Annotated in this window: 20 protein-coding genes and 1 pseudogene; 12 read left to right on the top strand and 9 right to left on the bottom strand. The window is 39.5% G+C overall.

Annotation, left to right across the window (positions count from 1 at the left end):
- Positions 1 to 14 precede the first annotated feature (14 nt).
- The 3 genes from IGI50_RS18290 to pnuC all read left to right on the top strand — a co-directional run bounded on the left by IGI50_RS18290 (position 15) and on the right by pnuC (position 2,736).
- Positions 15 to 1,019: an SIS domain-containing protein gene (locus IGI50_RS18290; RefSeq protein WP_438778022.1), complete on the top strand. Its 1,005-nt coding sequence runs from the start codon at positions 15 to 17 to the stop codon at positions 1,017 to 1,019.
- A 209-nt stretch (positions 1,020 to 1,228) separates the two neighbouring features.
- Positions 1,229 to 1,936 carry a deoxynucleoside kinase gene (locus IGI50_RS18285; protein WP_060789061.1) on the top strand — a complete coding sequence of 236 codons (708 nt, stop codon included), beginning with the start codon at positions 1,229 to 1,231 and terminating at the stop codon, positions 1,934 to 1,936.
- 56 nt (positions 1,937 to 1,992) lie between these two features.
- On the top strand, positions 1,993 to 2,736 hold the full coding sequence (gene pnuC, locus IGI50_RS18280) for a nicotinamide riboside transporter PnuC (RefSeq protein WP_060789060.1): 744 nt from the start codon (positions 1,993 to 1,995) through the stop codon (positions 2,734 to 2,736).
- A gap of 50 nt (positions 2,737 to 2,786) precedes the next feature.
- On the opposite strand, the gene IGI50_RS18275 is transcribed toward pnuC, so the two are convergent.
- Positions 2,787 to 3,686 (bottom strand): hypothetical protein, encoded by a 900-nt coding sequence (locus IGI50_RS18275; RefSeq protein WP_060789059.1) that lies wholly within the window; start codon positions 3,684 to 3,686, stop codon positions 2,787 to 2,789.
- A 226-nt stretch (positions 3,687 to 3,912) separates the two neighbouring features.
- On the opposite strand from IGI50_RS18275, the gene IGI50_RS18270 reads away from it, so the two are divergent.
- The 3 genes and pseudogenes from IGI50_RS18270 to IGI50_RS18260 form a co-directional block, all read left to right on the top strand.
- Complete coding sequence (locus tag IGI50_RS18270) at positions 3,913 to 5,370, top strand: sensor histidine kinase (RefSeq protein WP_071875947.1); 1,458 nt, start codon at positions 3,913 to 3,915, stop codon at positions 5,368 to 5,370.
- A 92-nt stretch (positions 5,371 to 5,462) separates the two neighbouring features.
- The gene (locus IGI50_RS18265) at positions 5,463 to 6,380 is read left to right on the top strand and encodes an alpha/beta fold hydrolase (RefSeq protein ID WP_060789058.1); all 918 of its coding nucleotides are present in this window, start codon (positions 5,463 to 5,465) and stop codon (positions 6,378 to 6,380) included.
- Positions 6,377 to 6,558 (top strand): annotated as a pseudogene (locus IGI50_RS18260) (hypothetical protein); the annotation flags it as partial. The gene IGI50_RS18265 and the pseudogene IGI50_RS18260, both read left to right, overlap by 4 nt.
- A gap of 299 nt (positions 6,559 to 6,857) precedes the next feature.
- Here the strand turns inward: IGI50_RS18260 and IGI50_RS18255 are convergent.
- The 6 genes from IGI50_RS18255 to IGI50_RS18230 are packed head-to-tail and all read right to left on the bottom strand — an operon-like array spanning position 6,858 to position 12,605.
- Positions 6,858 to 8,405, bottom strand: coding sequence for a bifunctional metallophosphatase/5'-nucleotidase (locus tag IGI50_RS18255; RefSeq protein WP_060789057.1), 1,548 nt, complete (start codon positions 8,403 to 8,405; stop codon positions 6,858 to 6,860).
- 47 nt (positions 8,406 to 8,452) lie between these two features.
- Positions 8,453 to 9,292, bottom strand: a complete 840-nt coding sequence (locus IGI50_RS18250; protein ID WP_060789056.1) for a metallophosphoesterase family protein — start codon at positions 9,290 to 9,292, stop codon at positions 8,453 to 8,455.
- A 2-nt stretch (positions 9,293 to 9,294) separates the two neighbouring features.
- Entirely contained in the window at positions 9,295 to 10,077 is a 783-nt protein-coding gene (gene phnE, locus IGI50_RS18245; protein ID WP_005880282.1) for a phosphonate ABC transporter, permease protein PhnE, read from the bottom strand.
- Entirely contained in the window at positions 10,074 to 10,853 is a 780-nt protein-coding gene (gene phnE, locus IGI50_RS18240; RefSeq protein WP_060789055.1) for a phosphonate ABC transporter, permease protein PhnE, read from the bottom strand. The genes phnE (IGI50_RS18245) and phnE (IGI50_RS18240) overlap by 4 nt, the downstream gene beginning before the upstream one ends.
- The gene (gene phnC / locus IGI50_RS18235; protein WP_060789054.1) at positions 10,825 to 11,616 is read right to left on the bottom strand and encodes a phosphonate ABC transporter ATP-binding protein; all 792 of its coding nucleotides are present in this window, start codon (positions 11,614 to 11,616) and stop codon (positions 10,825 to 10,827) included. The genes phnE (IGI50_RS18240) and phnC overlap by 29 nt, the downstream gene beginning before the upstream one ends.
- 59 nt (positions 11,617 to 11,675) lie before the next feature.
- On the bottom strand, positions 11,676 to 12,605 hold the full coding sequence (locus tag IGI50_RS18230) for a phosphate/phosphite/phosphonate ABC transporter substrate-binding protein (protein ID WP_010743455.1): 930 nt from the start codon (positions 12,603 to 12,605) through the stop codon (positions 11,676 to 11,678).
- Between the two features lie 194 nt (positions 12,606 to 12,799).
- Between IGI50_RS18230 and IGI50_RS18225 the strand changes: the two genes are divergently transcribed.
- From IGI50_RS18225 to pbp4, 6 genes are all read left to right on the top strand, one after another.
- On the top strand, positions 12,800 to 13,483 hold the full coding sequence (locus IGI50_RS18225) for a cyclic nucleotide-binding domain-containing protein (protein ID WP_010743456.1): 684 nt from the start codon (positions 12,800 to 12,802) through the stop codon (positions 13,481 to 13,483).
- Between the two features lie 161 nt (positions 13,484 to 13,644).
- The gene (locus IGI50_RS18220) at positions 13,645 to 14,697 is read left to right on the top strand and encodes a BMP family lipoprotein (RefSeq protein ID WP_438778021.1); all 1,053 of its coding nucleotides are present in this window, start codon (positions 13,645 to 13,647) and stop codon (positions 14,695 to 14,697) included.
- Between the two features lie 268 nt (positions 14,698 to 14,965).
- Positions 14,966 to 15,403 (top strand): hypothetical protein, encoded by a 438-nt coding sequence (locus IGI50_RS18215; RefSeq protein ID WP_060789052.1) that lies wholly within the window; start codon positions 14,966 to 14,968, stop codon positions 15,401 to 15,403.
- A gap of 150 nt (positions 15,404 to 15,553) precedes the next feature.
- Entirely contained in the window at positions 15,554 to 15,928 is a 375-nt protein-coding gene (locus tag IGI50_RS18210; RefSeq protein ID WP_028021224.1) for a BlaI/MecI/CopY family transcriptional regulator, read from the top strand.
- Positions 15,929 to 17,686: a BlaR1 family beta-lactam sensor/signal transducer gene (locus tag IGI50_RS18205; RefSeq protein ID WP_060789051.1), complete on the top strand. Its 1,758-nt coding sequence runs from the start codon at positions 15,929 to 15,931 to the stop codon at positions 17,684 to 17,686.
- Positions 17,687 to 17,745: 59 nt separating this feature from the next.
- Positions 17,746 to 19,758, top strand: a complete 2,013-nt coding sequence (gene pbp4 / locus IGI50_RS18200; protein ID WP_438778020.1) for a penicillin-binding protein PBP4(5) — start codon at positions 17,746 to 17,748, stop codon at positions 19,756 to 19,758.
- Positions 19,759 to 19,800: 42 nt separating this feature from the next.
- Here the strand turns inward: pbp4 and IGI50_RS18195 are convergent, their stop codons facing one another.
- Complete coding sequence (locus tag IGI50_RS18195; protein ID WP_010743459.1) at positions 19,801 to 20,784, bottom strand: LacI family DNA-binding transcriptional regulator; 984 nt, start codon at positions 20,782 to 20,784, stop codon at positions 19,801 to 19,803.
- Between the two features lie 17 nt (positions 20,785 to 20,801).
- Positions 20,802 to 22,301 carry a sucrose-6-phosphate hydrolase gene (locus IGI50_RS18190; protein ID WP_060789049.1) on the bottom strand — a complete coding sequence of 500 codons (1,500 nt, stop codon included), beginning with the start codon at positions 22,299 to 22,301 and terminating at the stop codon, positions 20,802 to 20,804.
- Positions 22,302 to 22,412: the final 111 nt, after the last annotated feature.

Below are 22,412 nucleotides of genomic sequence, written 5' to 3'. Positions count from 1 at the left end.
GAGGGGTTTAGAACATGTTGAAATTTAACGAGCGGCAACAGATTGATGATATTCAAGGAGCTTTGGCACTACGTCCACAGGTTGAACAAATTATCGACGAAGTTATGGAAAAAGGCTATGACAATATTTTTTATCTAGGGATTGGCGGAACCTATGCATCGGCTATGCAGGCAGTAACATACATTAACGGCCGCAGTGATTTACCAGCATATGTACAGCATGCAGCAGAATACTACACTACCGGAAACCGTCGATTGACTAAAGATTCACTGGTCATTCTTTCCTCAGTGACAGGAACAACTGAAGAAGTCGTCCGAGCGGTGAAGGAAATGAAAAAAGTAGGGGCTACACTATTAGGCTTTATTGATACTGCGGGCACTAGCTTAGCGGAAAGCTGTGATCATGTGATTACTTATCCGGCGCCTGGAACGGAACAAATCAAATTCTTTATGGCTGCAGATCGCTTGATGAATAAAAATGGAGATTTCCCTGATTATGAAGAATACTATGGCGAGCTGGAACAATACCTAGCGAAAGGGTTAGTTGAAGCCGAGAAACAAGCGGAGGATTTCGGACGTGAATTTGCTGAAAAACATCGACATGATGCTATGCATTACTTTATTGGAGCCGGAAATCAATGGGGAGCCGTGTATTCTTACGCGATGTGCTACTGGGAAGAACAAAGCTGGCTACGTTCTAAATCCATTCATGCAGCGGAATTCTTACATGGTACATTAGAAATCGTGGACGAAACAACGCCAGTGACTTTGTTCTTAGGAGAAGATGAACAGCGACCATTGGCAGAGCGAGTGAAAAACTTGCTGCCACGTATTTGCGGGAACTATACCTTCATTGATTCAAAGGATTATCCGATTGAAGGCATCAGTGAGAAAAACCGTGGACGCGTATTGCCACATCTATTGATGCATTGTGTGACCCAACGAATCGATGCCCATGTAGAGAAATTAAATTGTCATCCGTTGGATATTCGTCGCTATTACCGTCAGTTTGAGTATTAATTTAGAAACCTCTTTGCATGAGCAAAGGGGTTTTTTACTGGTATATTAAATAAGAAAGCACATTCAAAGCATCTAGCCCAACAACACTATATATTGTGTTGTTTTTTTACATATCACGAAATAGACACAAAATCTAGACTTTACTTCGAAAAAAAATAGGAGTACTATTATCAAGGATTTGAAAGAAAATTTTAGTTTACTGAGAGAGGATGGATGAAACGATGCTATTGATCGCTGGCACGATTGGTGCGGGGAAAAGCAGTCTGACAGATATGTTGTCACAGGAAATGAACTCAAAACCATTTTATGAGAACGTGGATGACAATGAAGTACTGCCATTGTTTTACTCGAATCCAGAAAAATATACATTTTTGTTGCAGGTATTCTTTTTGAATAAACGCTTTTTAGCGATGAAGGATGCCTTGCCGCAAGCAGATAACGTATTGGATCGTTCGATTTATGAAGACAGTCTGCTTTTTCACTTGAATGCAGATCTTGGTCGCGTAAGTTCGGAGGAAGTGAAGCAATACGATCATTTGCTAGATACGATGTTAAAGGAATTGGAGCATACAGCGCCGAAAAAAAGACCCGATTTGCTGGTACACATCAAAGTCTCATTTGATGTCATGCTGGAGAGGATTGAAAAACGTGGCCGAGATTATGAACAAATCGCTACGAATCCAGAGCTATATGATTATTACAAGCTGGTTAATGAACGTTATGAAAAATGGTTTGACAGCTTCACGATTTGTCCCAAAATTCAAATTAACGGAGACCGCTATGATTTTGTTGCTGATCCAAAGGCAGCAGAAATCGTGATCAATCAAATCAAGGAAGAAACCAACAAGCTGAACGTATTAACGTTCAAGAACGCAAGCTATTATTCAAGTGAAAAGATGGAAAAAGGGATTTTTTAAAACGTCCTTTTTTTCTTACTAAATAAAGAACGACCGTTTTCTAGAAGGAGCCAATTATGTTAAATTATTTCAAGTTTTTACTTCATCAGTTAAAAGGCTGGCCACAACAGAATTATTACCTCTTTTTCTTTAGTTTAGGCTGCCAGATCATGACCTTAGTCAATCAACCGATCACATGGCTTACAGTGATCACGTTTATCGGTACGACTTTAGGTGTCTTATGTATTCTTTCGATTAATGCCGCGAAATCGGTCAATGGTATTTTAGGAATTATTTCTGCGATTTGCTTTATTTATGTAGGCTATTCCGCTAAAAACTACTTAAGCATCGGGGAACAAATCGCGTATATGATCACACTGGATATTCCCGTATTGCTAAGTAAAGAGTGGAACCATAATATGGCGTCTAAGATTCGCAAGTTTACTGGGAAAACCTGGTTTGTGGCAATTATCAGTACGATCCTTGTGTACTTTGTTTCCGGTTTTCTGATTCAACGCTTTACGGATGACCCTCGTCCTTGGATTGATGCAATTGCCTTTTCAATTAGCTTAAGTGCAGGCATTATCAGTTTCTTACGTTACAATAATCAATACTTTTGGTGGTTGGCATCAGGGCTTGCTCAAATGGTTCTTTGGTACATTTCCTTCAGACATGGCTCCGCAAGCTTGGCAATGTTCGTGAATAGCTCTGTTTACCTGATCAATGACTTTTTGGCATTTACCGTTTCTCCTTGGTATAACAAAAAGGAACGGGAAAGAATGCAACGGATGGAAGAAGAGTATTATCATCTGAGCCACTGATTTAATATATAAGAAAAGATCTCGATGACTTTTTGTCATGGAGATCTTTTTTATTGATCTGAAAGAAGCCATTCAATTTCATCTGTGATCCAAGCGCCAGGTTTTTTTATAGGATCAAACGGCATCCAAGAGCTTTTCATAAAAATCTTCTCTGCTTGCCAATAGCCGTTGGCGGATTGTTTTTCTTTTAGGTAGTCAATCGCTTGGCGACACTCAACGCGATCTAGCTGATCCTCAGCTTTCAAAACAGTTAATGCTTCGATGATATTTGTTCGATAAGGGTAGGGATAAAACAGAGTGATCAAGTCATCGTACAAATATTCATCATTCATTTCATGGAAAATAACTCGATGCTTCAATAGAGAAGCAATTCCTTTATCCAATTTTGCCTGAAGTCCTGGAAAATCACCGTATTTAGCGGCGTACTCGGAGAGAGCTTTAATTGACTTAACTAAACCATCGTAGCAGGGAGACTTTCCGACGCAACCGCCAAAGCGATGAAAAAGATCCTTGCCATGCCAATCGGAAGGTTCATTCTTAGTAAATGGAAAGTAATAAATAATCCATTGAATTCCTTTTTCCGCCCAGTTCTTTTTACCAGCACGCAAAAATAGTAAAGTACAGAGTGCGTTGTGACAGGCTAAAATTCCTTCTTGTTTTCCAGTTAATGAAAATCCTTCTTCAAATGACACATGAGTGTGCAGAGTTTCCAGCATCGTCTGCACCTGATCAAGCCGCTCGAAATAAGGAATTTCTGAAAGCTCCGTTAATAAGAACTCTAGTTTTCGCAAACCGGTAAATGTATCTGTACGGAAAGGTTCAGCTAATATATTGGTAATGACCTCAGAGTTTTCTAATAAGTTCTCGATTTCTGAAAACTCAAGCGACTGTTTGTTTCTAACCATTTTTTTCAATTTTAAAGCAGAATCTAACTTCAAGTCGTTTGTCATTTTATCAATCCCTTCAATAATACTTTTAGTGTAGCATTTCGACACAAGAGGCGAAAGAGGAGACGTTCGACTAAATTTAAATACTTTTTCACCTTTTAATATAAAAAATCAGAATCCAGCTTGATGAAAATAAGATTATTATTTGAATTTTTAATGAATCATAGGATTTAAAGCTGAAAATAAGCTATTGTAAAGGTATTCAGAATTCAAGTAGAAGAGGAAAACAATGAAATATTTGTATCAGCAATTATTAGCTTTTTGGTCCCTTATTCTTTTGACAGTCGTATTGATCGGCATATCTTTTACCAGCATCAATAAGCGGACATTAGTCAATCAAAACTACAACCAGATTAGAGAATACATTGAGTCCGTCAATGATTCGTTGAATAGTGATCTATCAAATCCTTATACCAATCCCTACGGTAACCTAACTAGTGAAGAGATTCTACCTTACCATTTAGCTAACGCTGAACAAGTGCTAGCCCAACAGGGAATTAAGTTCGTCTTGATTGATAGTAAAAAGAATGTGGTCTATCCTTCAACGCGAACCGAAATCAAAGAGTCCTTATTAAACGATTCAGAATGGAAAAAACTAAGAAACGGTGAAAGTATCTATAAAACAATCAAATATGATTTAACTGGTGAGCCTAATCAAACGTCCTATGTTCTTTCTAATCGGTATGTTTCCAATGAGTTTTCTGGTGTCTTAATTGCTTCAAAATCCGCTAGAGACCTAGAAGAAAGTGAAAAAAAGATTTCTGACAATCTTCTGAAGGGCTTCATTATTTCCTCCCTGTTTGGTGGCGCGATCAGTTTTGGCCTAGCAGCAAGACAGGTGAAAAAAATAAATGATTTGAAACGAGCGGTTAATCAAATCTCTAATGGGAATTATGAAATAGAAATCGAGGAAAAAAACAATAAAGATGAGTTTAATGAACTGGCCCATGATTTCAATAAAATGGCGGTGTCCTTACAGGAAAACGAAAAGGAAATCATTCGCCAAGAGGAATTACGTAAGCAGTTTATGGCAAATACCTCTCATGAAATGAGGACTCCGCTAACGACAATCAAGGGACTGCTGGAGGGGCTTGAATATGGCGCGATCCCAGAAAACCAAAAGGGAAAAGCTGTATCGTTGATGCAAAATGAGACCGATCGACTCATCCGTTTAGTGAAGCAGAATTTAGATTATGAAAATATCAGAAGCCATCAAATCACTCTCTCTTTAACAACATTTAATGCAACAGAAGCCATCAATAATATTCTGACGCAACTGAATAAAAAAGCCGAGTCAATGAATGATCACTTGCTCCTATCAACTCCAGATTCTGTTGAAGTATATGCGGATCACGATCGTTTCATTCAAATTATGGTGAATATTATTCAAAATGCCATTCAGTTTACCGAAAACGGCGAGATAAAAGTCGCAATCAAAGAAACGGATTCAGATGTATTTATCACCGTCGAGGACAATGGCATCGGCATGACTGAAGAGGAACAAAAAAATATTTGGGATCGCTATTATAAAGCCGATCCGTCAAGGAAAAATACGAAGATAGGCGAGTCTGGACTTGGATTATCGATCGTAAAGGAACTAGTGCGACTGCACCACGGTTCAATTGAAGTGACCAGCGAAAAAAATGAAGGAACGACCTTCCTGATACAATTTCCTAAAGAAAAATAAAATCATCAGAAAAAGCTGTTATTTTATAAATAACGGCTTTTTGAAATCAACCTTTGCTATACTTATAGTAAGAACAAAAAGGAGAAAAAACTTTGTGGATATATGTATTAGTATTAATAATTCTTGTATTGCTTGTTTTTGAGGGTTATCAGTTTCAGCGCGATATCAAGGCTGCATACGATCGATTGGATCAGTATCAGGTGAAATCACTAACTACTAGTTTTGGTAAAATGAATTATCTTGATGAGGGTTCTGGCGAAGCTGTTTTGATCGCTCATGGAATTTTTGGCGGTTACGATCAAGGAATGATTAGTCTCAGGCAAGTCGTAGGAGACAGGCAGCGAAAAATTTCGCCCTCGCGTTTTGGCTATATTGGTTCAGCACTGCCTTCGGATCCTACACCTGAAAATCAAGCAAAAGCATTTATTGAACTAATGGACTATTTAGGGATCGAAAAATGCTTCATTTTAGGGACCTCTGCTGGTGGCGCCGTCACATTGCGTATGGCACTGGATTATCCTGAACGCGTCAAAGGAATTATTTTGTTATCCTCAGGAGCACCAGATAAAAAGAGGACGGTGAAAGAAGTTCAAGAGATGGGACTCCAAGGACCCCCGCCATTCATCGTGAATGATTTTATTCTGTGGTTTGCGATGAAGCATTTTGGATTTGTCTTTAATAAGATGATGGGAACAACGATCAAGACCAATGAGTTGTTCGAAACAATGCTGCCAGCAACACCGAGAAGGCAAGGCGTCAAAGCGGACACTGAGAGAACAAATACAGATATGACGTTAAATTATGACAACTATCCTTTAGAGGACATTCAAGTTCCGATCCTAGTTTGTCATGCGAAGGACGATCCGATGGCTGACTATGAATCTATCGAAAAAATGCTTCAGCGAGTGAAGGCAGAGACAGCCATTTGCGAAACTGGGGGACATACAATAGATGGCAATGGCGATTTTGTAGATCAAGCGATCCGGACATTTATTGAAAAGAAAAAATGATTGTAGTAAAAATGGAGGCCAATTTTGTGAAAGCTGTTATTTCTGGAAGTGTAGTTTTTCAAGAAGAATATCGAGATCTGGAAAAAATTTCAGTAAAGAAGGCATTGAATTAATTGATTATCCTCGCTCATGTCAGAACCTAGACAAAGAGTATCCAGAAATCTTAACGACTTTTTTTAAAAATATCGCAGTAGCGGATTTATTTTTTGTATTTAATCAAGATCGGAAAGGGGTATCAGGCTATATTGGTGCCGCAACTTTTTCAGAAATGACGTATTGTCTGATGCAAAATCTTATTCATGGAAAAAGGATCAAAATAGTCTTATTTAAGGAACCATCAGAGGAAAATTTTTGTTTTGATGAGGTAGATCGCTGGCTAAAGAATGGCTGGATGGAAATCAGACAGTCTAACAATTTGGTATAACAAAGGTGTGGGCAAAAGACTGCTCACACCTTTTTGAATTTTTTATTTATATACTACAAAATCACTTGAAAATTATGATTCACTTTTGCTTCGATGCGTGGGTGAATTTTCAAATAGTCGGCAATTAATTCGGTCATGTCGATTTGGATTTCTCGGACAATTTTCTCCGCACCAAACATCGCATAATTTCCTCCGCCGATTGCCCGATATTGATTTGTCACCACTTCCAGCATTTGTTGCGGAAGAACGGGGTGACCTTTAAAATGAAGTTCGGTAATCCGTTGGCCAACAGGCTGTTTCATATCAATCGTGTACTGAATCCCTTCATACATGTCATAATTGTAGTACTGTGGCTTAGGCTGAATAAAGGCTGGATTGAATACGATTTGGTTATTTTCTACAGCTAAATAATTTGCGGTCTGCTCCAACGCCGCTTTCAAATCTGCACCATTAATTTGAATCACTGCCAGAGTATTCGGATAAATATAGTTGGTGATGACGTCCCGCATCGTGATCGTCTCACCAAAGCCTTTTCCTTCATTATTGAATAACGCAGTTCCAGAAATCTCTGCGTCGCTGGCAAATAATTGTACACGATTAATGAACTCTACATAGGGATGTTCCTCAAGACGAGCCTGCATCGGATCACTAATACGCATATTTCCGTTCACTTTACCTAAGGGTTGATCCAACCATGTCTCTAGTTTTTCTTCTACCGGTGCGATCGCTGCAAGAATTTCTGGATCAGGCTCTGATTTTTCAACTGAGTGTAAAGCAACCTGGTGATCTGTAACAACCACTTGATCCTCCTTCTTCTCGACGGTCAGACGAACTTCACCGATGAACTCGCCACGATAGCCTGGCTGAACAACGGGAACACCACGAACCGTTTCAGCAATTTTCCTGTGCTGATGACCAGTGAAAAGGGCGTCAATGCCTTCAACCTGCTGCAATAGCTCATAGCCTCCATTCTCTCCAGTTATCGCTTCTGTGTCCTCACCGGTCAACAAGTCTTTTTCAAATCCGCCGTGGTAACTGACGATTACCAAGTCTGCTTGTTTCCTTAATAGAGGAACATATTCTTTTGCTGTTTCGACGACACTCTTAAACGTAATTCCTGCTAAGGTTTCTGGCTTTTCCCAGTGAGGAATATATTGTGTCGTTAATCCCAAGACAGCAATTTTTATACCCGCCTTTTCGATAATCTTATAGGCGTTTCCAAAGTAAGGCTGGTCATTTTTGTTCACTATATTGGCTCCTAATATAGGCGCTTGATAATTCTTAATCGCTTCCTTGAGATAATCCACGCCATAGTTAAACTCATGATTTCCCAACACTTGAACATCATAGCCCATTTGATTAATCAAGCTTGTAAGTTTTTTGGCTGAGCCATATTCTTTAGCAAGATAATAACTCAAAGGAGACCCTTGGATGAAATCACCATTTTCGATCGTAATTACCGGTCCATCTGCTTTTGCCCGTAATTCCTTCAGTTTCGACGATACTTTAGCCGCTCCTAAGGCCAGATCGGTTCTGCCGGAATAGTCTGTTGGAGAAACATAGCCATGCATATCACTTGTCTCTAAAAACGTAATGTTCATTCTGTGTGCTCCTTTAGCTGACTCAAAATAGAAAGACCGAAGCGTATTCAGCTGTTCGGTCTCTTTTTTTGATTTATAATGCCTTGATCCTTCATTTGAAGTGTTTTTAAAATGTTGCCTGGAATAAAGTTTTCTGTTGTCTGACGAACAATCCTTCCTTGATCGAGATGATAAAGGTTATACCCATGACGTTCCTCAAAGCGTACGAAGCCATCGCCTTCATCTTCACCAACAAAGGACATACTCGATACAGTAAAATAGGGAATCCCATTAATTTCATCAGTAAATGTGTGATGGGTATGACCGTTCAGAATACAGCGAATATCGTAAGGTGCGATTAGCTTCAAGAAACGTTCGGTACCAGGCCATTTTGGTATACTGCTTTGGTGAGACAGTAGATGATGATGGGTGACCAAGAAAATCGGTTGGTCCTTTTCTTGCTCTAAGGCTTCTTTCAGCCATTGAAATTGCTGATCGTCCACTATACCATCTGCGTATCCATAGCTTGAATTATCAAAGGAAATCACCGTAAACTCAGGATATTTGACTATCTGGTTGTACGGGGCAGAAGAGGCGGCTTCATCGCACCAGCCAACCCAAAAATGTTCTTTGATGTCGTGATTGCCTAAAGTAACAAGGATCGTCGTTTCTCCTAGCGCATTTTCCAGCCAAGTCTTCAAGTATCGATAATCGTCTATTTCGCCATCTTCGGTTAAATCTCCGCTGATAATCACAAGGTCCAAGGGTGTTTGCTGCAGGAGATGATGAATGCATTGCTCCAAAGGAATAAGGGGATTCTGCATCTTAGCCAGCATTCCCTTATAGCCTTCTTCACAAGCCTCATACTCTCTGCGAAAGTGTATATCTGATATATGCAATATATTCATTCTTATCTCAATTTCTTTCTTATAATTCCGGTTATTTGATCTAAAATAAACACGGTTACGACTACACCAATCAAAATAATACTCACTTTGCTCCAAGAACGAGTTTGAATCGCGAATATCAATGGAGCACCGATTCCGCCAGCGCCAACTAACCCTAAGGTAGCCGCACTGCGAACCGCTATTTCAAAATGATTCAATGCTAAAGAACAATAAATCGGCATCAAATAAGGGATGCGAACAAAGAAAATCGTTTGCCAAAAATTTGCTCCTACCGCATGCATTTCTTCAACAAGTCGTTCATCCATTGCTTCCATTTCTTCTGTAAAAAGCTTACCAAGCATTCCGATCTGATGGACGCCAATCGCCATAACACCAGCAAAGGGACCAGGTCCGACGACTTTCACAAAAATAATTGCAAAAACTAGTTCAGGAAAAGCTCGTAAAACATTACAGATAAGCTTACCAATTTTTGTTACCCATGGATGTGCTTGCCAGAGATTCACCGCACTGATCAAGGTAATGGGAATCGCTAATACCGTAGCGATCATTGTCCCTAAACAGGCGATTCCAATGGTTAATAATAGCAAACTAATCAAATCCTCGCCGCTGCCATCATATAAAAACTGCCAATCAGGCTGACCTAACCCTCTCAAAACGTCCATTCCCATAGAAGGAGAGAAGGTGCTTAATCCAGAGTAATCCAGAGTAGCGGCCGATAAAATAACGAGAATCACTAAAGCAACTAATGATAAAAGGGTTCTTCTGTTCATTTCACGAAGCATCATAACAGGGACCTCCTGACACGTTCACTTAATTTATCAACGATCGCGACAGTTACTAGGATCGTCAGAATAATGATTGAAACTCGTTCATAATTCAAAAGGGCAAGTGAGGAATTTAGAATTACGCCAATACCACCAGCTCCGACATATCCAAGGACAGTAGAAGCACGAACATTCACCTCAAACGCGTAAAAAGCATAGCTGGCAAACTGACTCAAAACTTGTGGAGCGATCGACCAAATAGCGATTTGCATTTTATTTGCTCCAACAGCCGCAGCGGCTTCAATCGGGCCAAAGTCAATGGTTTCAATTGCTTGAAACATTAATTGTGACACCATCCCGAAAGTGAAGACAGCGATAGTCAACACGCCAGTCGCTTCACCAATCCCAAACACAGCAACAAAAAGCGCGGCTAAAAGCAGGGTAGGGATGGTCCGTACTAGACCTAAAAGAAAACGAAAGATGGTAGAAAGAAGACGGTTTTCTGTCACTACAGTGGTCGCTAAAAAACTAACAGGGATCGCTAAAACTAAGCCAATGACTGTTCCCAGCAAAGACATTTGAAGTGTTTTCACCATAGGCTCGACTAATTTAGGTAAATAGCTAAAGTCTGGATGAATGAAGCGTGATAAAAAGGCAGTCATTTGATTGGAGTTTTGAAAAACCTGAGAAAAATCAGCTGACGTGATCCAGACACTTCCTTGAAAACAAACAATTAAGAACAGAAGAATAAGCAGGTGTTTATACCATTTAAAGTGAACGGTTTCTTTCAAGCTCATCGATTTCGCCTGCCTTTTCTTCAAAGATTGCATTGCCATAAATTTGCTCTAAGCGTTCATCGGTTAAGTCGTCTGGACGACCATCAAAGACAACCTGACCAGCTTTTAACGCGAGCACACGCGTAGAAAATTCACGAGCCAGAGGGACTGAATGCAGATTGACAATGACTGTTTTATCCATCGTTTGATTGATATTTTTTAGGTCCATCATAACCTTTTGAGTCGTGATTGGATCTAATGATGCAACGGGTTCATCCGCTAAAATAATGGGGGCTTGCTGCACGAGTGCTCGCGCAATGGATACTCGCTGCTGTTGCCCTCCACTGAGCTCATCACTGCGTGTCTGTAATTTATCAGACAAACCAACTTTTTCTAGTGCTTCCTTTGTCTGCTGGTAGTCTTCCTTCGTAAAAAGACCTAAAATACTTTTCCAAGTGGAGTAATAACCCAAACGTCCAGATAGCACATTTTTCTGAACCGTACTACGCTTTACCAGATTGAAGCTTTGCGAGATTAGACCAATCTGGCGGCGAATCTGTCGAAGCTCTTTTTTATTCGCTTTTGTAATAGAGGTTCCATTAATGCGAATATCTCCTTTGGTGGTTTCTACCAAGCGGTTGATACTGCGCAGCAGAGTGCTCTTTCCAGCACCGCTCAACCCGATGATGGAAACAAATTCTCCATCTTCAATTGTTAAGTCAATATCCTTCAAGCCAACAACGCCATTGGGATAGACCTTCGAAACATTGTCAAAAATAATCATTATCCTTCTCCATTTTTTAAAGTGTCAGCAAAAAAAGCTTGCTGACACTTACTGATGTTTTATTCTGCTGCTTTTTTCGTGTAGTCTCTGATCGTGTCATAGGCAGAGTCAGCCGCTTCTTCATAGCCCTGATGCCCCCATAAAGCCATTGCTTCTTCGCCATCTTTATCATCTTTCATATTTAAGAAGGTCTCTTTAATTTTCGCCTTTAAGTCTTTTGACATGTCAGGCTGTACAGCGATTGCGTCATTCGGAATGTCGCCTTCTGTCAGGTACAGGACTTTTAAATCCTTAAATAAATCATTATCTGAGAAATTCGAAGCAAAAACATTTCGTGCGCCTTCAAAAACAAACGCCGCATCCATTTGCTTGTTCAACACTGCGGTAATCTCACTCGGAATATCATTCACAGTGGTCATCTTTGTGTCTGCAGTAGGATCAATCCCAGCATCTTTCAATTCAGCGACAGGATAGATGTAGCCGCTAGCAGAGTTAGGACTTAAGGTTGCGATATTTTTTCCTTTTAAATCAGTTAACTTATTCAATCCGCTATCGGCACGAACCAATACTTCTCCTTTAAAGGTGTTCGTAAGTTTGTCCTTTAATGGCAAGCCAGTTTCTTGATCATAATCGCCGAGCTGAGAAGTCAGGATAGCATCGGCAGCTCCAGCATCCTTTGCTTGAACATAGGCTGCAGGCGGCATAATTCCGACATCGACTTGACCAGAAGACATCGCTTCGACGATCGTTGAATAATCAGTAGCTAGCGTCACTTCTACCTCACGATCTAACTTTTTCGATAAATACTTAGCAAATGGTTTTGCTTTTGCCTCCATACTACCATCATTGTTTGTTGGAACGAATTGGACAACTAATTTTTCCTTGCTCTCTTTTTCTGAGCTGCTGCTTGTATTTCCAGAACCGCAGGCCGCCAAAGTGGTCAATAACATGACTCCGATAAACCCTTTTGCTAACTGTTTGAACTGCATTTTTCTCCTCCTGTTGGATATAATTTCTAATACGTCTAAATCATAGCAGGGAATCAAAATTAATGAAGTGACGCACGTCCTATTTTACACAACTTTTACATACAATTTACAAAGAAATACAAATAATTGTTCGTATTGAGCCGTAAAACATTCTAGGCTATAATAAAGAAAAACTTCTTAGAGGTGACGGTTTCATGAAAAAAATCCATGATACGAAGCAATTAACTGCTTACGTTGAGAAGCACAACCTGCAGGATTATATGGATTCAGATATATTGGCAATGGCTTCTTTACATTTTTTTGAAAAGGAAGAGCACCTCATTCAAACGGGAACAACCTCAGATTATTTGTATTTTTTAGTGGATGGGACGGTAATGGTGTACTCGTATTCTTCTGATACACAAAATATTTGCATCGATTACGCAAAGCCCGCTACACCACTCGGCGAAGCCTCTTCATTGTGGGGATTATCGCCTAAAAGCAGCGTTAAAGCAGTGACTAAGTGCATCTGTATCAGCATTCCGCTAAATCAATATCGAACACAGCTTCAAAAAGATGTTCGCTTTTTGCAGAATATTTGCCAGTTACTAAGTTATCGTTTAAATTCTGGGATAAATTTGGCGAACTCACTGACAGAACCTGTCGAAACTCGTTTAGCAAAGTTTATTTTGACCCATCACGAAAACGAACGTTTCGCATTTCGGTTAACCACCTGCGCCTCAATCTTAAATGTCAGCTATCGACATCTTTTACGAACAATCACGAACTTTCGTGAGGCGAACATTATCGAAAAGAAAAAGAATTATTACTTGATCCATGATATCGAAGCTTTAGAGGACTTAGCTGAGAATATAAGTAGTCCAGTAAAAGCAGAATAAGAGCTCTAGGAAAACCAGTAGTCAGGAATGATTGCTGGTTTTTTGATAGTGGAAAAATTTGGAAACGGAAAATCTTCGTTGAAGAGTAGTGTTCTATATATTGGTATGCTATACTTTTAAAAGTTCAATGTGTCAAGACACATAAAAAGGGGAGAAAAATTTTGAAGAAAATACTTGTTTCATTGTTGTTTTTGGTGTCATTAGTAACGTTAGTCGGCTGTAGTCAGTCTCAGGGGGAGAAGCAAAGTGAAAAAGAGAAAAGTAAAATCGCTTTGGTTCTTGGATTTGGCGGAGTTGATGACCGCTCCTTCAATCAAGCCGGTTGGGAAGGATTAGAGGCTTGGGGAAAAGACAAAAATCTGACAGCAAAAAAAGATTTTACTTATCTAGAAACGAACAATCCAGAGGATAACAGTACCAATATCAATCAGGCAATCAGAAATGACTTTACCACCATTATTAGCTTGAGCTACTTGCAAGCAGAGGAACTGGAAAATGCTGCTAAGGATAATCCAAAGTTGAATTTTGCCTTGGTAGATGGCGAAATTACTGGGAAAAAGAATATCTCATCAGCAACCTTTAAAGATCAAGAAAGTGCGTATTTAGCAGGACTAGCTGCCGCATATACGACAAAAAGTGATCAAGTAGGCTTTATTGGTGGAATGGAAGGGCCCGTGATCCAACGTTTCCAAAGCGGATTTGAAGCTGGCGTTAAGGCAGGGGCCGAAGCACTGAACAAAGAAATTACTGTTAACGTACAATATGCCGCATCCTATGATTCGCCAGATAAAGGAAAAGCTATTGCTGCTTCTATGTACAAAGAGGGAGCCGATATTCTTTATCAGGCGGCAGGAAGTACAGGAGCTGGGGTGTTTCAAGAAGCAAAAGCCCGCAATGAAAACGACTATAGCAGAAAAGTATGGGTGATTGGTGTAGATCGTGATCAAGCGGATGAAGGGGATTATAAAATGGAGAACGGCGAGACAGGAAATTTCACGTTGACCTCTACAAAGAAAAATGTTGGTGCAGCAGTCAAAGAATTTGCAGAAACTTCTTATAACGATAAATTTCCTGGAGGCAAGCATTTGACCTTTGGGTTGAAAGAAGAAGGGGTGGATCTGACAAAAGGACAATTATCAGAGGAAGCCTATCAGGCAGTTTCGGATGCAAAAGAGAAAATCATCAGCGGTGATTTGTCTGTCCCAGAAAAATAATTTTGAACTAATAAGAGAGCGCCGAAAAAGCAGACCATATTAACTGAGAATTGACTACAAACAAGGGAAGAGCACTCCAAGCTTTGTTGCCAATTCTGATATGTCTGCTGTAAAAAGAGTGTTGCGAAAATAATCTGAATATATAGTAGAAAAAATCTATCAGAAGATCAACTTGTGATATCTTGATGGATTTTTTCTATATAGAAGGTTCTGAATAGCGTATACTTAGTATAAAAGAAGACGTTTTCCCGAAAACGAGGAGATTGCTATGAAAAATTTTACCAAGATTACTGCCATTTATACCATCGTATATGCTATCACTAGCTTTATTCTATTAGTAACCATCGGTGTTTTCACTGTTGCTTCAAGAGGGATTTTCTTATTTTCAATTTTGGGATTGCTTCCCTTTTTTGTCGGCTTCATGCACATTGTCGGATTTGTTTGTGAAATTATCTGCTTACGAATAAACAAGAATTCTCCAGCAAAGAGGAAAATGGTTCTTTTATCTTTAATTTTCTATGTTATTGAAATTCTGGCCTTGGTGTTGCCATTTATCAGTATGATTGGAAAAATGAACGCCTATCTAGTACAGAATATTCTTCTTTTTGCGTTGGGAAGTATTCCTGTGACCAAGCTTTGCTTGCTGATTCTCTCTATTATAATATTAGTGCGGTTTAGGAAACGGAAAACAACTAACGAGATATAGAAATTCCCTAAACTCAAGGAAACAACATAACATACGCCGACTATTCTGGCTCTTTCACCGATCCACTAGTAAAAGAATCTCGAGAAACATTTTGTAGACAAATAGCGTGTAATAGATTAAACTACAAATGTAGTTTTAGAGGAGGACACCATGAAACAAGAAATTAAGATCACGGATGCTGAACTCAAAATTATGGAATTCGTTTGGAAAAATAGTCCAGTTGACTCAACGGAGATCGTCCGAGCTTTTGAAAAGGACGAGGAGTGGAGTCCAAATACGATACGTACGCTGTTGGTTCGCCTAGAGCAAAAGGGCGTGATAGATCATACAAAAGCTGGCAGGGTATATGTTTACCATGCAATTATTCCAAGAGACTATTTTGTTAAGCAAGAAAGTCAAAAATTTATTAGTAAATTTTTTGATGGGAAAGTTAGCGAGTTTCTTTCTAATTTTGTAGCGGATGAATCAATCGATGAAAAAGAAATTGACGAGCTTCGGAACTTATTGGATAAAAGGAGAAAATAAATGACTCACTTCCTTTTCAATTTAGCATCATTCAATCTATTTCTGATTCTTTTGTTTTTATTCAGAAAGCTGTTAGGGAAGCAGTTATCTCCATTATTTCAAGGGAAATATTGGCATCTAACAGGACTAGGATTCTTGTTTTTTATACCCAATCAGTTTTTTTCAAAAATTAGAGAAATGATTTTTTATCGAATACAAAGTGCAATCCCAAATGGGACCATGCCCTCAACATCACCGATTGAGAATGCTCAAGCTATACTTAATAGTAATCCCTCTGACTGGATGAATAACAATGCTCTGCCTGCCAATGGTTTGCTGGAAAGAGGAATGTTACTATTGGGACTATTATGGACTGCGGGCTTCGTAATTTTCCTTATACGATCAACTATTTCCTATCTTCAGTTTTATAAAATGATTAGAAGCACCGTTTTAGTGGAGGATAAACGGATCTATACTCAGCTGCAAAAAGCGGCAGAGCGACTAAGATATAAGAAAAAAGACTTAGTGATCCTACAGAGTGACCAAGTCAAAAGTCCTAGCACTTTCGGTGTCTTTCATCCTCGGATTATCCTTCCGAATCACTTTATTGACCAAGCATCGGAGGATCAATTATTTTTTATCCTATTGCATGAGCTTGTTCATCAGAAAAACAAAGATGCCGCACAAAATTATCTTTTGATTGGAATCGCAATTTTAAATTGGTTCAATCCCTTCAGTTATCTAATCGTAAAACAGGCAAGAGAGGATCGAGAAATTGCTTGCGATCAGCGCGTGATGCATTTGCTTGAAGAAGAGGATATCTATCATTACGGGACCACATTACTAAGCCTTGCACAAAAGCGTGAACATTCATATCTGCTAAGCTTTTCGGGAAAAAGAAATGAATTGAGAAGAAGAATCGAATCTATCAGCAGCTTTCATCCGTCATCAACTAAGACAATAACAGTAAAATTTGGACTGATCAGCGCTTTGGTTATTGCCTTTTTCTTCGTTATCCCTCAAGCGCGGACAGACGAAAAAGATCCTTTTTCTCATCAAGAAAAGTGGATTGAACAAAAAACTGATCCATTATTTGATCAGCATTCAAATAATTCTCTGGTCATTTACGATGAAGCGAAAGATCGATATTTAGCGTACAATCAGGCAGGCGGACATACACGTTATTCTCCTGACAGCACTTATAAAATATGGAGTGCCCTGTTCGCACTGGATGAGAAAACGATCACAGACATAGACAATCAAAAAGCTTGGGATGGAACCACCTATCCATTCAAAAGCTGGAATCGAGATCAAACGCTGCAAACCGCACTAACAAATTCAACGAACTGGTATTTTCAGCAGCTTGATTCTGAGTTAGGAAAAGAAAAGTTGAAGGAAAAATTTCATTCAATTAATTATGGCAATATGAATCTTCTTGGCGGAATTGATCATTATTGGTTGGAGTCTTCACTGAAGATTTCTCCGTTTGAACAGGTCAATTTGTTGCGAAAACTAGTCGAAGGTGACTTACATTTTTCGACCAAAGATGTCTCCTTTGTAAAAGAAGCCATTCGTTTACAGACTCAATCGGATCATATTTTATATGGGAAAACTGGTACTGGTAATAGTTTGCAAACAAGTACCGGCTGGTTTATAGGTTTGATTGAAACCAAGCAGGGAAATTATTATTTTGCTTGTCATTTGCAAGGCGATAGTGCAACTGGAATAGCAGCAGCTCAAAAAACTTTAGCAATACTAAGAAAGCTAGAAATTTACTAATTTCTAGCTTCTCAATCACATCAAATACTACAAATGTAGTTTTAAGGAGGAGATACAAAATGAGACGAATTGATAAAAGAAAAAAAGGAAGTAGAGTAGTGATCAAAATTAGTTTTCTTTTACTTGCGTGTCTTGGCTTTTTCATTTATCAAAATATCCATGAACAACGTTTGAAAAAGAATGGGGAAGAAACACTCAAAGAATATATAAACTTGCTTTCAACTGGGAAATACGACGAATCATTGGATTATTTATCACAAGAATCATTAAAATCAGGACAACTTTCGAAAGAACAGGTGAAGGAAAAATATCAAAATATTTTTGGTGGTCTAGGAATTCATGATACTAAGATTAAGAACCTTCGTGTGAAGGACAAGACATTTAACTACACATTGATTCTACAAACGAGTCTAGGACGTCCGTTAGAACAAACGTATTCAGGCACATTAACGAAAGAGAATCATTTAATAGAATGGAAACCAAACTTAATTTTTCCAAAAATGAAAAATGGAGATAAGGTCCGCTATCATTATTTATCTGCTGCACGAGGAGAGATAGTGGATCGAAATGGACACGGTTTGGCAATCAATGGTGACGTATACAATTTTGGGATCGTCCCAAAAAACCTTGGAAAAGGTGAGGTACGGAAAGAAAACATCAAAAAAATCAGTGAGACACTAGAATTGCCCGAGAAAACAATCAACTCCTCATTGAAGCAGCCATGGGTAAAGGAAGATTATTTTGTTCCACTAAAAACAGAAACGAAGGTGCCGGAACACTTCGAAGCACCAACAGGTTTAGAAGTCAGAGAAGAAACTGGAAGAACATACCCACTCGGAGAAGCGGCGGCTCACTTAATTGGGTATGTAGGTGCAGTGACCTCTGAAGATATGAAAAAGAATAGCTATCTTTCAGAAGATAGTGTTATCGGACGTACAGGATTAGAGAGAGTTTATGACAAAGAACTGAGAGGGAAAAATGGAGGCTATATCGCCATAACGAGTTCAGATGGAAAAGAAAAAGAAGTGCTTCAAAAGGTTGATGTCGTAGAAGGGAAAAGGATTCAATTGACTATAGATGTTCAAGCACAGTATCTTGCTTATCAATCTTTGGACAATGAACGGGGATCTAGCGTGGTAAGTGAACCAAAAACTGGAGATTTGCTAGCAGTTGCTAGTTCACCAAGCTTTGATCCAAATAAAATGACTCATGGAATCAGTCAAAAGGAATACGACGAACTAGCCAAAGATGAGAAGTTGCCTTTTTTAGCTCGTTATTCAAATGGTTATGCGCCAGGCTCAACTTTCAAATTGGTTACAGCTGCTATTGGGTTGGATGCTGGAACGCTAGATCCCAATCAAACTGTTGCTATTAACGGTCTGAAATGGCAGAAAGATTCATCTTGGGGCGGCTACAAGGTGACCCGTGTATCTGATGTATCATCAGTTAATTTACAGCGTGCAATGATTTATTCTGACAATATATATATGGCAAAGGAAACGTTAAAAATGGGAGAAAAAGTATTTCGGAACGGTTTAAATCGTTTTATTTTTGGCGAAACACTGGATATTCCCATCGAAATGACCCCTGCGCAAATATCGACAGAAAAAAATTTCAATTCTGAGATACTTTTAGCAGATACTGGATACGGACAGGGACAGCTGCTTTTAAATCCTATTCAGCAAATCACTACTTACTCGGTTTTTCCAAATAATGGAACAATCGTGTATCCTAGATTATTGCTTTCTCAAAAAGAAAAAAGCAAAGCAGACGTCGTCACTGGTGAAACCATTGCACGAATCAATCAGGATATGCAAGCCGTTGTGAATGATCCCAACGGTACGGCGAACAGCTTGCAGTCTTTAGGAATTTCTTTGATGGCAAAAACCGGTACCGCAGAGATAAAAGAAAAGCAAGACGAGCGAGGGCAGCAAAATAGTTTTCTTTATGCCTTTGATGGGCAAAGTCAAAATTTTGCAGTCCTGCAATTTTTAGAAGATCGACCAGATGATAAATCCGCAGTAGGAATGGTTCCTGAATTATTGACGTATCTGAATGAAACATATAAATAGACAGAGCAACGTAAAAGGACCACTTCTTTTGAAGTAGTCCTTTTACGTTGTCTTCCCCTGAATCAACTTGATTGGCAGGGCATAATATTGCTCCAGTTTTTTCTCTGGAGTTGTGATGCGCTGGATTAATAGATCCACTAGTAAATCTGCAAAATCAGCGATTGGTTGAGCGATGGTCGATAGCTGCGGAAAATAATTTTGCACAAATTTTGTGCCGTCATAACCAATTAGCTTTAGGTCTTGCGGAATAGCGATGTTCATTTCTTGGCAGATGTTATAAACGAGGATAGCTGTCAGATCATCTGTACAAAAAAGGCTGTCTAAATCTTCATTTTCTAAAATCCGCTTGATCTCAATCGTTTTAAGCGCCATGGAGCTGGCTCTCGAGTCAATCGTGAACACATGCGACTGCAGCTGCTTCTCGGTTAAAAACTTCTCGTAACCTTCTAAGCGTTCATTCGTCGGTGAGTTTGATTTTAAGCTGCCTGTCAAAATACCGATTTTCCTACAACCACGCAGGTATAAGTTTTCCGTCGCAAGATAGCCGCCATGAAAATTATCGCTTCCGATAATGGGGATATTTTCAGATAGATGACGGTCAAAGGAAACAATTGGCAATCCAATATCTTCATATTCCTTAATTCCTAAGTTATGAGCTCCAGCGATGATACCATCCACACGATTGGCTGAAAGCATGTTCAGATATGCCCGTTCTTTTTCTTTATTGTTGGCACTGTTACAAAGAATTGTCTTATAGCCCTGTTCAAATAGGGTGGCTTCCAATTTATCGACAAGTTCGCCAAAGAAGGGGTTAGAAACTGTTGGGAAGATGAGCCCGATCAGCTGTGTATTTTTTCCTTGTAACGAGCGGGCGAGAGAATTTGGTTGATAGTTCAACTCTTTCATTGCCGCATGTACTTTATCGATGGTCTTTTGACTAAGTGATCCGTAATTATTGATCACACGTGAGACCGTCGTGGGAGAGACACCTGCTTTTTTTGCGACATCTGTTAATTTGATAGCCATTTCTTTCGTTGTACTCCTTAGTCGTTTTTCATGTTACGCAAACACCAGAAATCAGCGGAAAAATCTCCAGAAATTCCTTCTAGATAAACATTCTTCTCCTCATGGTTAGGAAACACTCTTGCCGTCAAAACAGCTTGACCACCATTGACAAAAATCTCACAAACCGAATGATCAACGAAAATCTGCAGAGACAGCGGCTCATTTTTATCAATTGTAAGTGTGCGAGTCGTTCCATATTCTTGAGCAAAGGGATTGCTTACGTGTGAGCGATCTACACTTATCATACCATTTTTTGTATCGAAATCGATGATGAATGAGTGATCCTGCTGCGCATCTGAATAAAGATGGAGTTTTCCTTGACTATCTGCTGAAAAATCAAGGTGCAGTTCATAGCAATTCGTTGTTTCTTCGGCAAGAGTCAAGGGCTGCTGAAAAATTTTCCCGTCCATAGATTGGCGTTCTTGTCTCAACTCAATTAGCTCCTTCACTGGCAGTTGATACAGCTGACCATCCTTGAGCTGCAATTCCTTGACGAGACTTAGACAGTGCGCCCAGCCTTCTGAATCACTAGGATAATCAATCTCAGGTAAGCCAACCCAACTTACGGCTAAGGCACGACCATCAGGTGCATTGAAGGCCTGTGTCGCATAAACATCAAACCCATAATCAAGATTTGCCAACGAACTCGGATTTACCAACGATAGGGAATCAGTATCAAAGCTATCCGCGACAATATAAGCGTTAGGATAAATATTTTGATAGTTCATAATCTTCTTATCCAACCCTTGAGGGCAGAAGAGGAAGACAGGCTTTCCATCAATAAATACGAGGTTCGGACATTCTACCATGAAGCCCATCGCTTGATCCATGAAGTTCAAAGAGCCTGCAAATTGTAGCGTTTCTAATGATTTACCGGTATAAGCCAGCACTTTTCCTTCCAGCGTCTCCGTCTGAGCGCCAATCAAAAGCCAATAATTCTCTTGATACTCAAATACTTGAGGATCACGAAATTCATGCGTATAGCCTTGAGGCGGGGCTGGGATCATTGGCCGCTGATCCTTTTTGATTTCGCCAGCTTTATTCATACGGGCCAACATTTGATAAGATTTACGTTGCCAATCGGAATCACGCACATTCCCGGTATAGGCTAACACTAACTCATCCTCAATAACGATACCAGATCCTGAATAAACACCCTGACGGTCAAAAGATGAATCAGGGAGAAGGGCGATCCCTTCAAAGGTCCAATCCACCAGATTTTCAGAAGATATGTGTGCCCAAGATTTCACTCCATGAACTGGCCCCATTGGATATAGCTGATAAAAAAGCTGCCATTTTCCATTAAAATAGGAAAAACCATTGGGGTCATTTAATAGCCCACTTTTGGGTTGAATATGATATCCCAGACGCCATTGAGAATGCTGAATTGTTACCTCTAAAAATTTCTGATATTCCTTGGTCCACTCATGGTAGGGCAGATAGCGCAGCTCATCTGTCCATTTTTTTATTAACTCCATTTCATTAACTCCTTCCACTTACACAAAACTATAGTATCTTCAGAATGGGTCACCTATAAAAGTTTTCTCTTTTATTAAACGCTTTCGTTCGTCTTTAAGATACTTCAAATC

The organism is Enterococcus sp. DIV0170, assembly GCF_051710765.1.
GTDB classification, from domain to species: domain Bacteria; phylum Bacillota; class Bacilli; order Lactobacillales; family Enterococcaceae; genus Enterococcus_A; species Enterococcus_A raffinosus.
The sequence above is the reverse complement of the archived record's forward strand: the minus strand, read 5'-3'. Positions and strand labels throughout refer to the sequence as shown.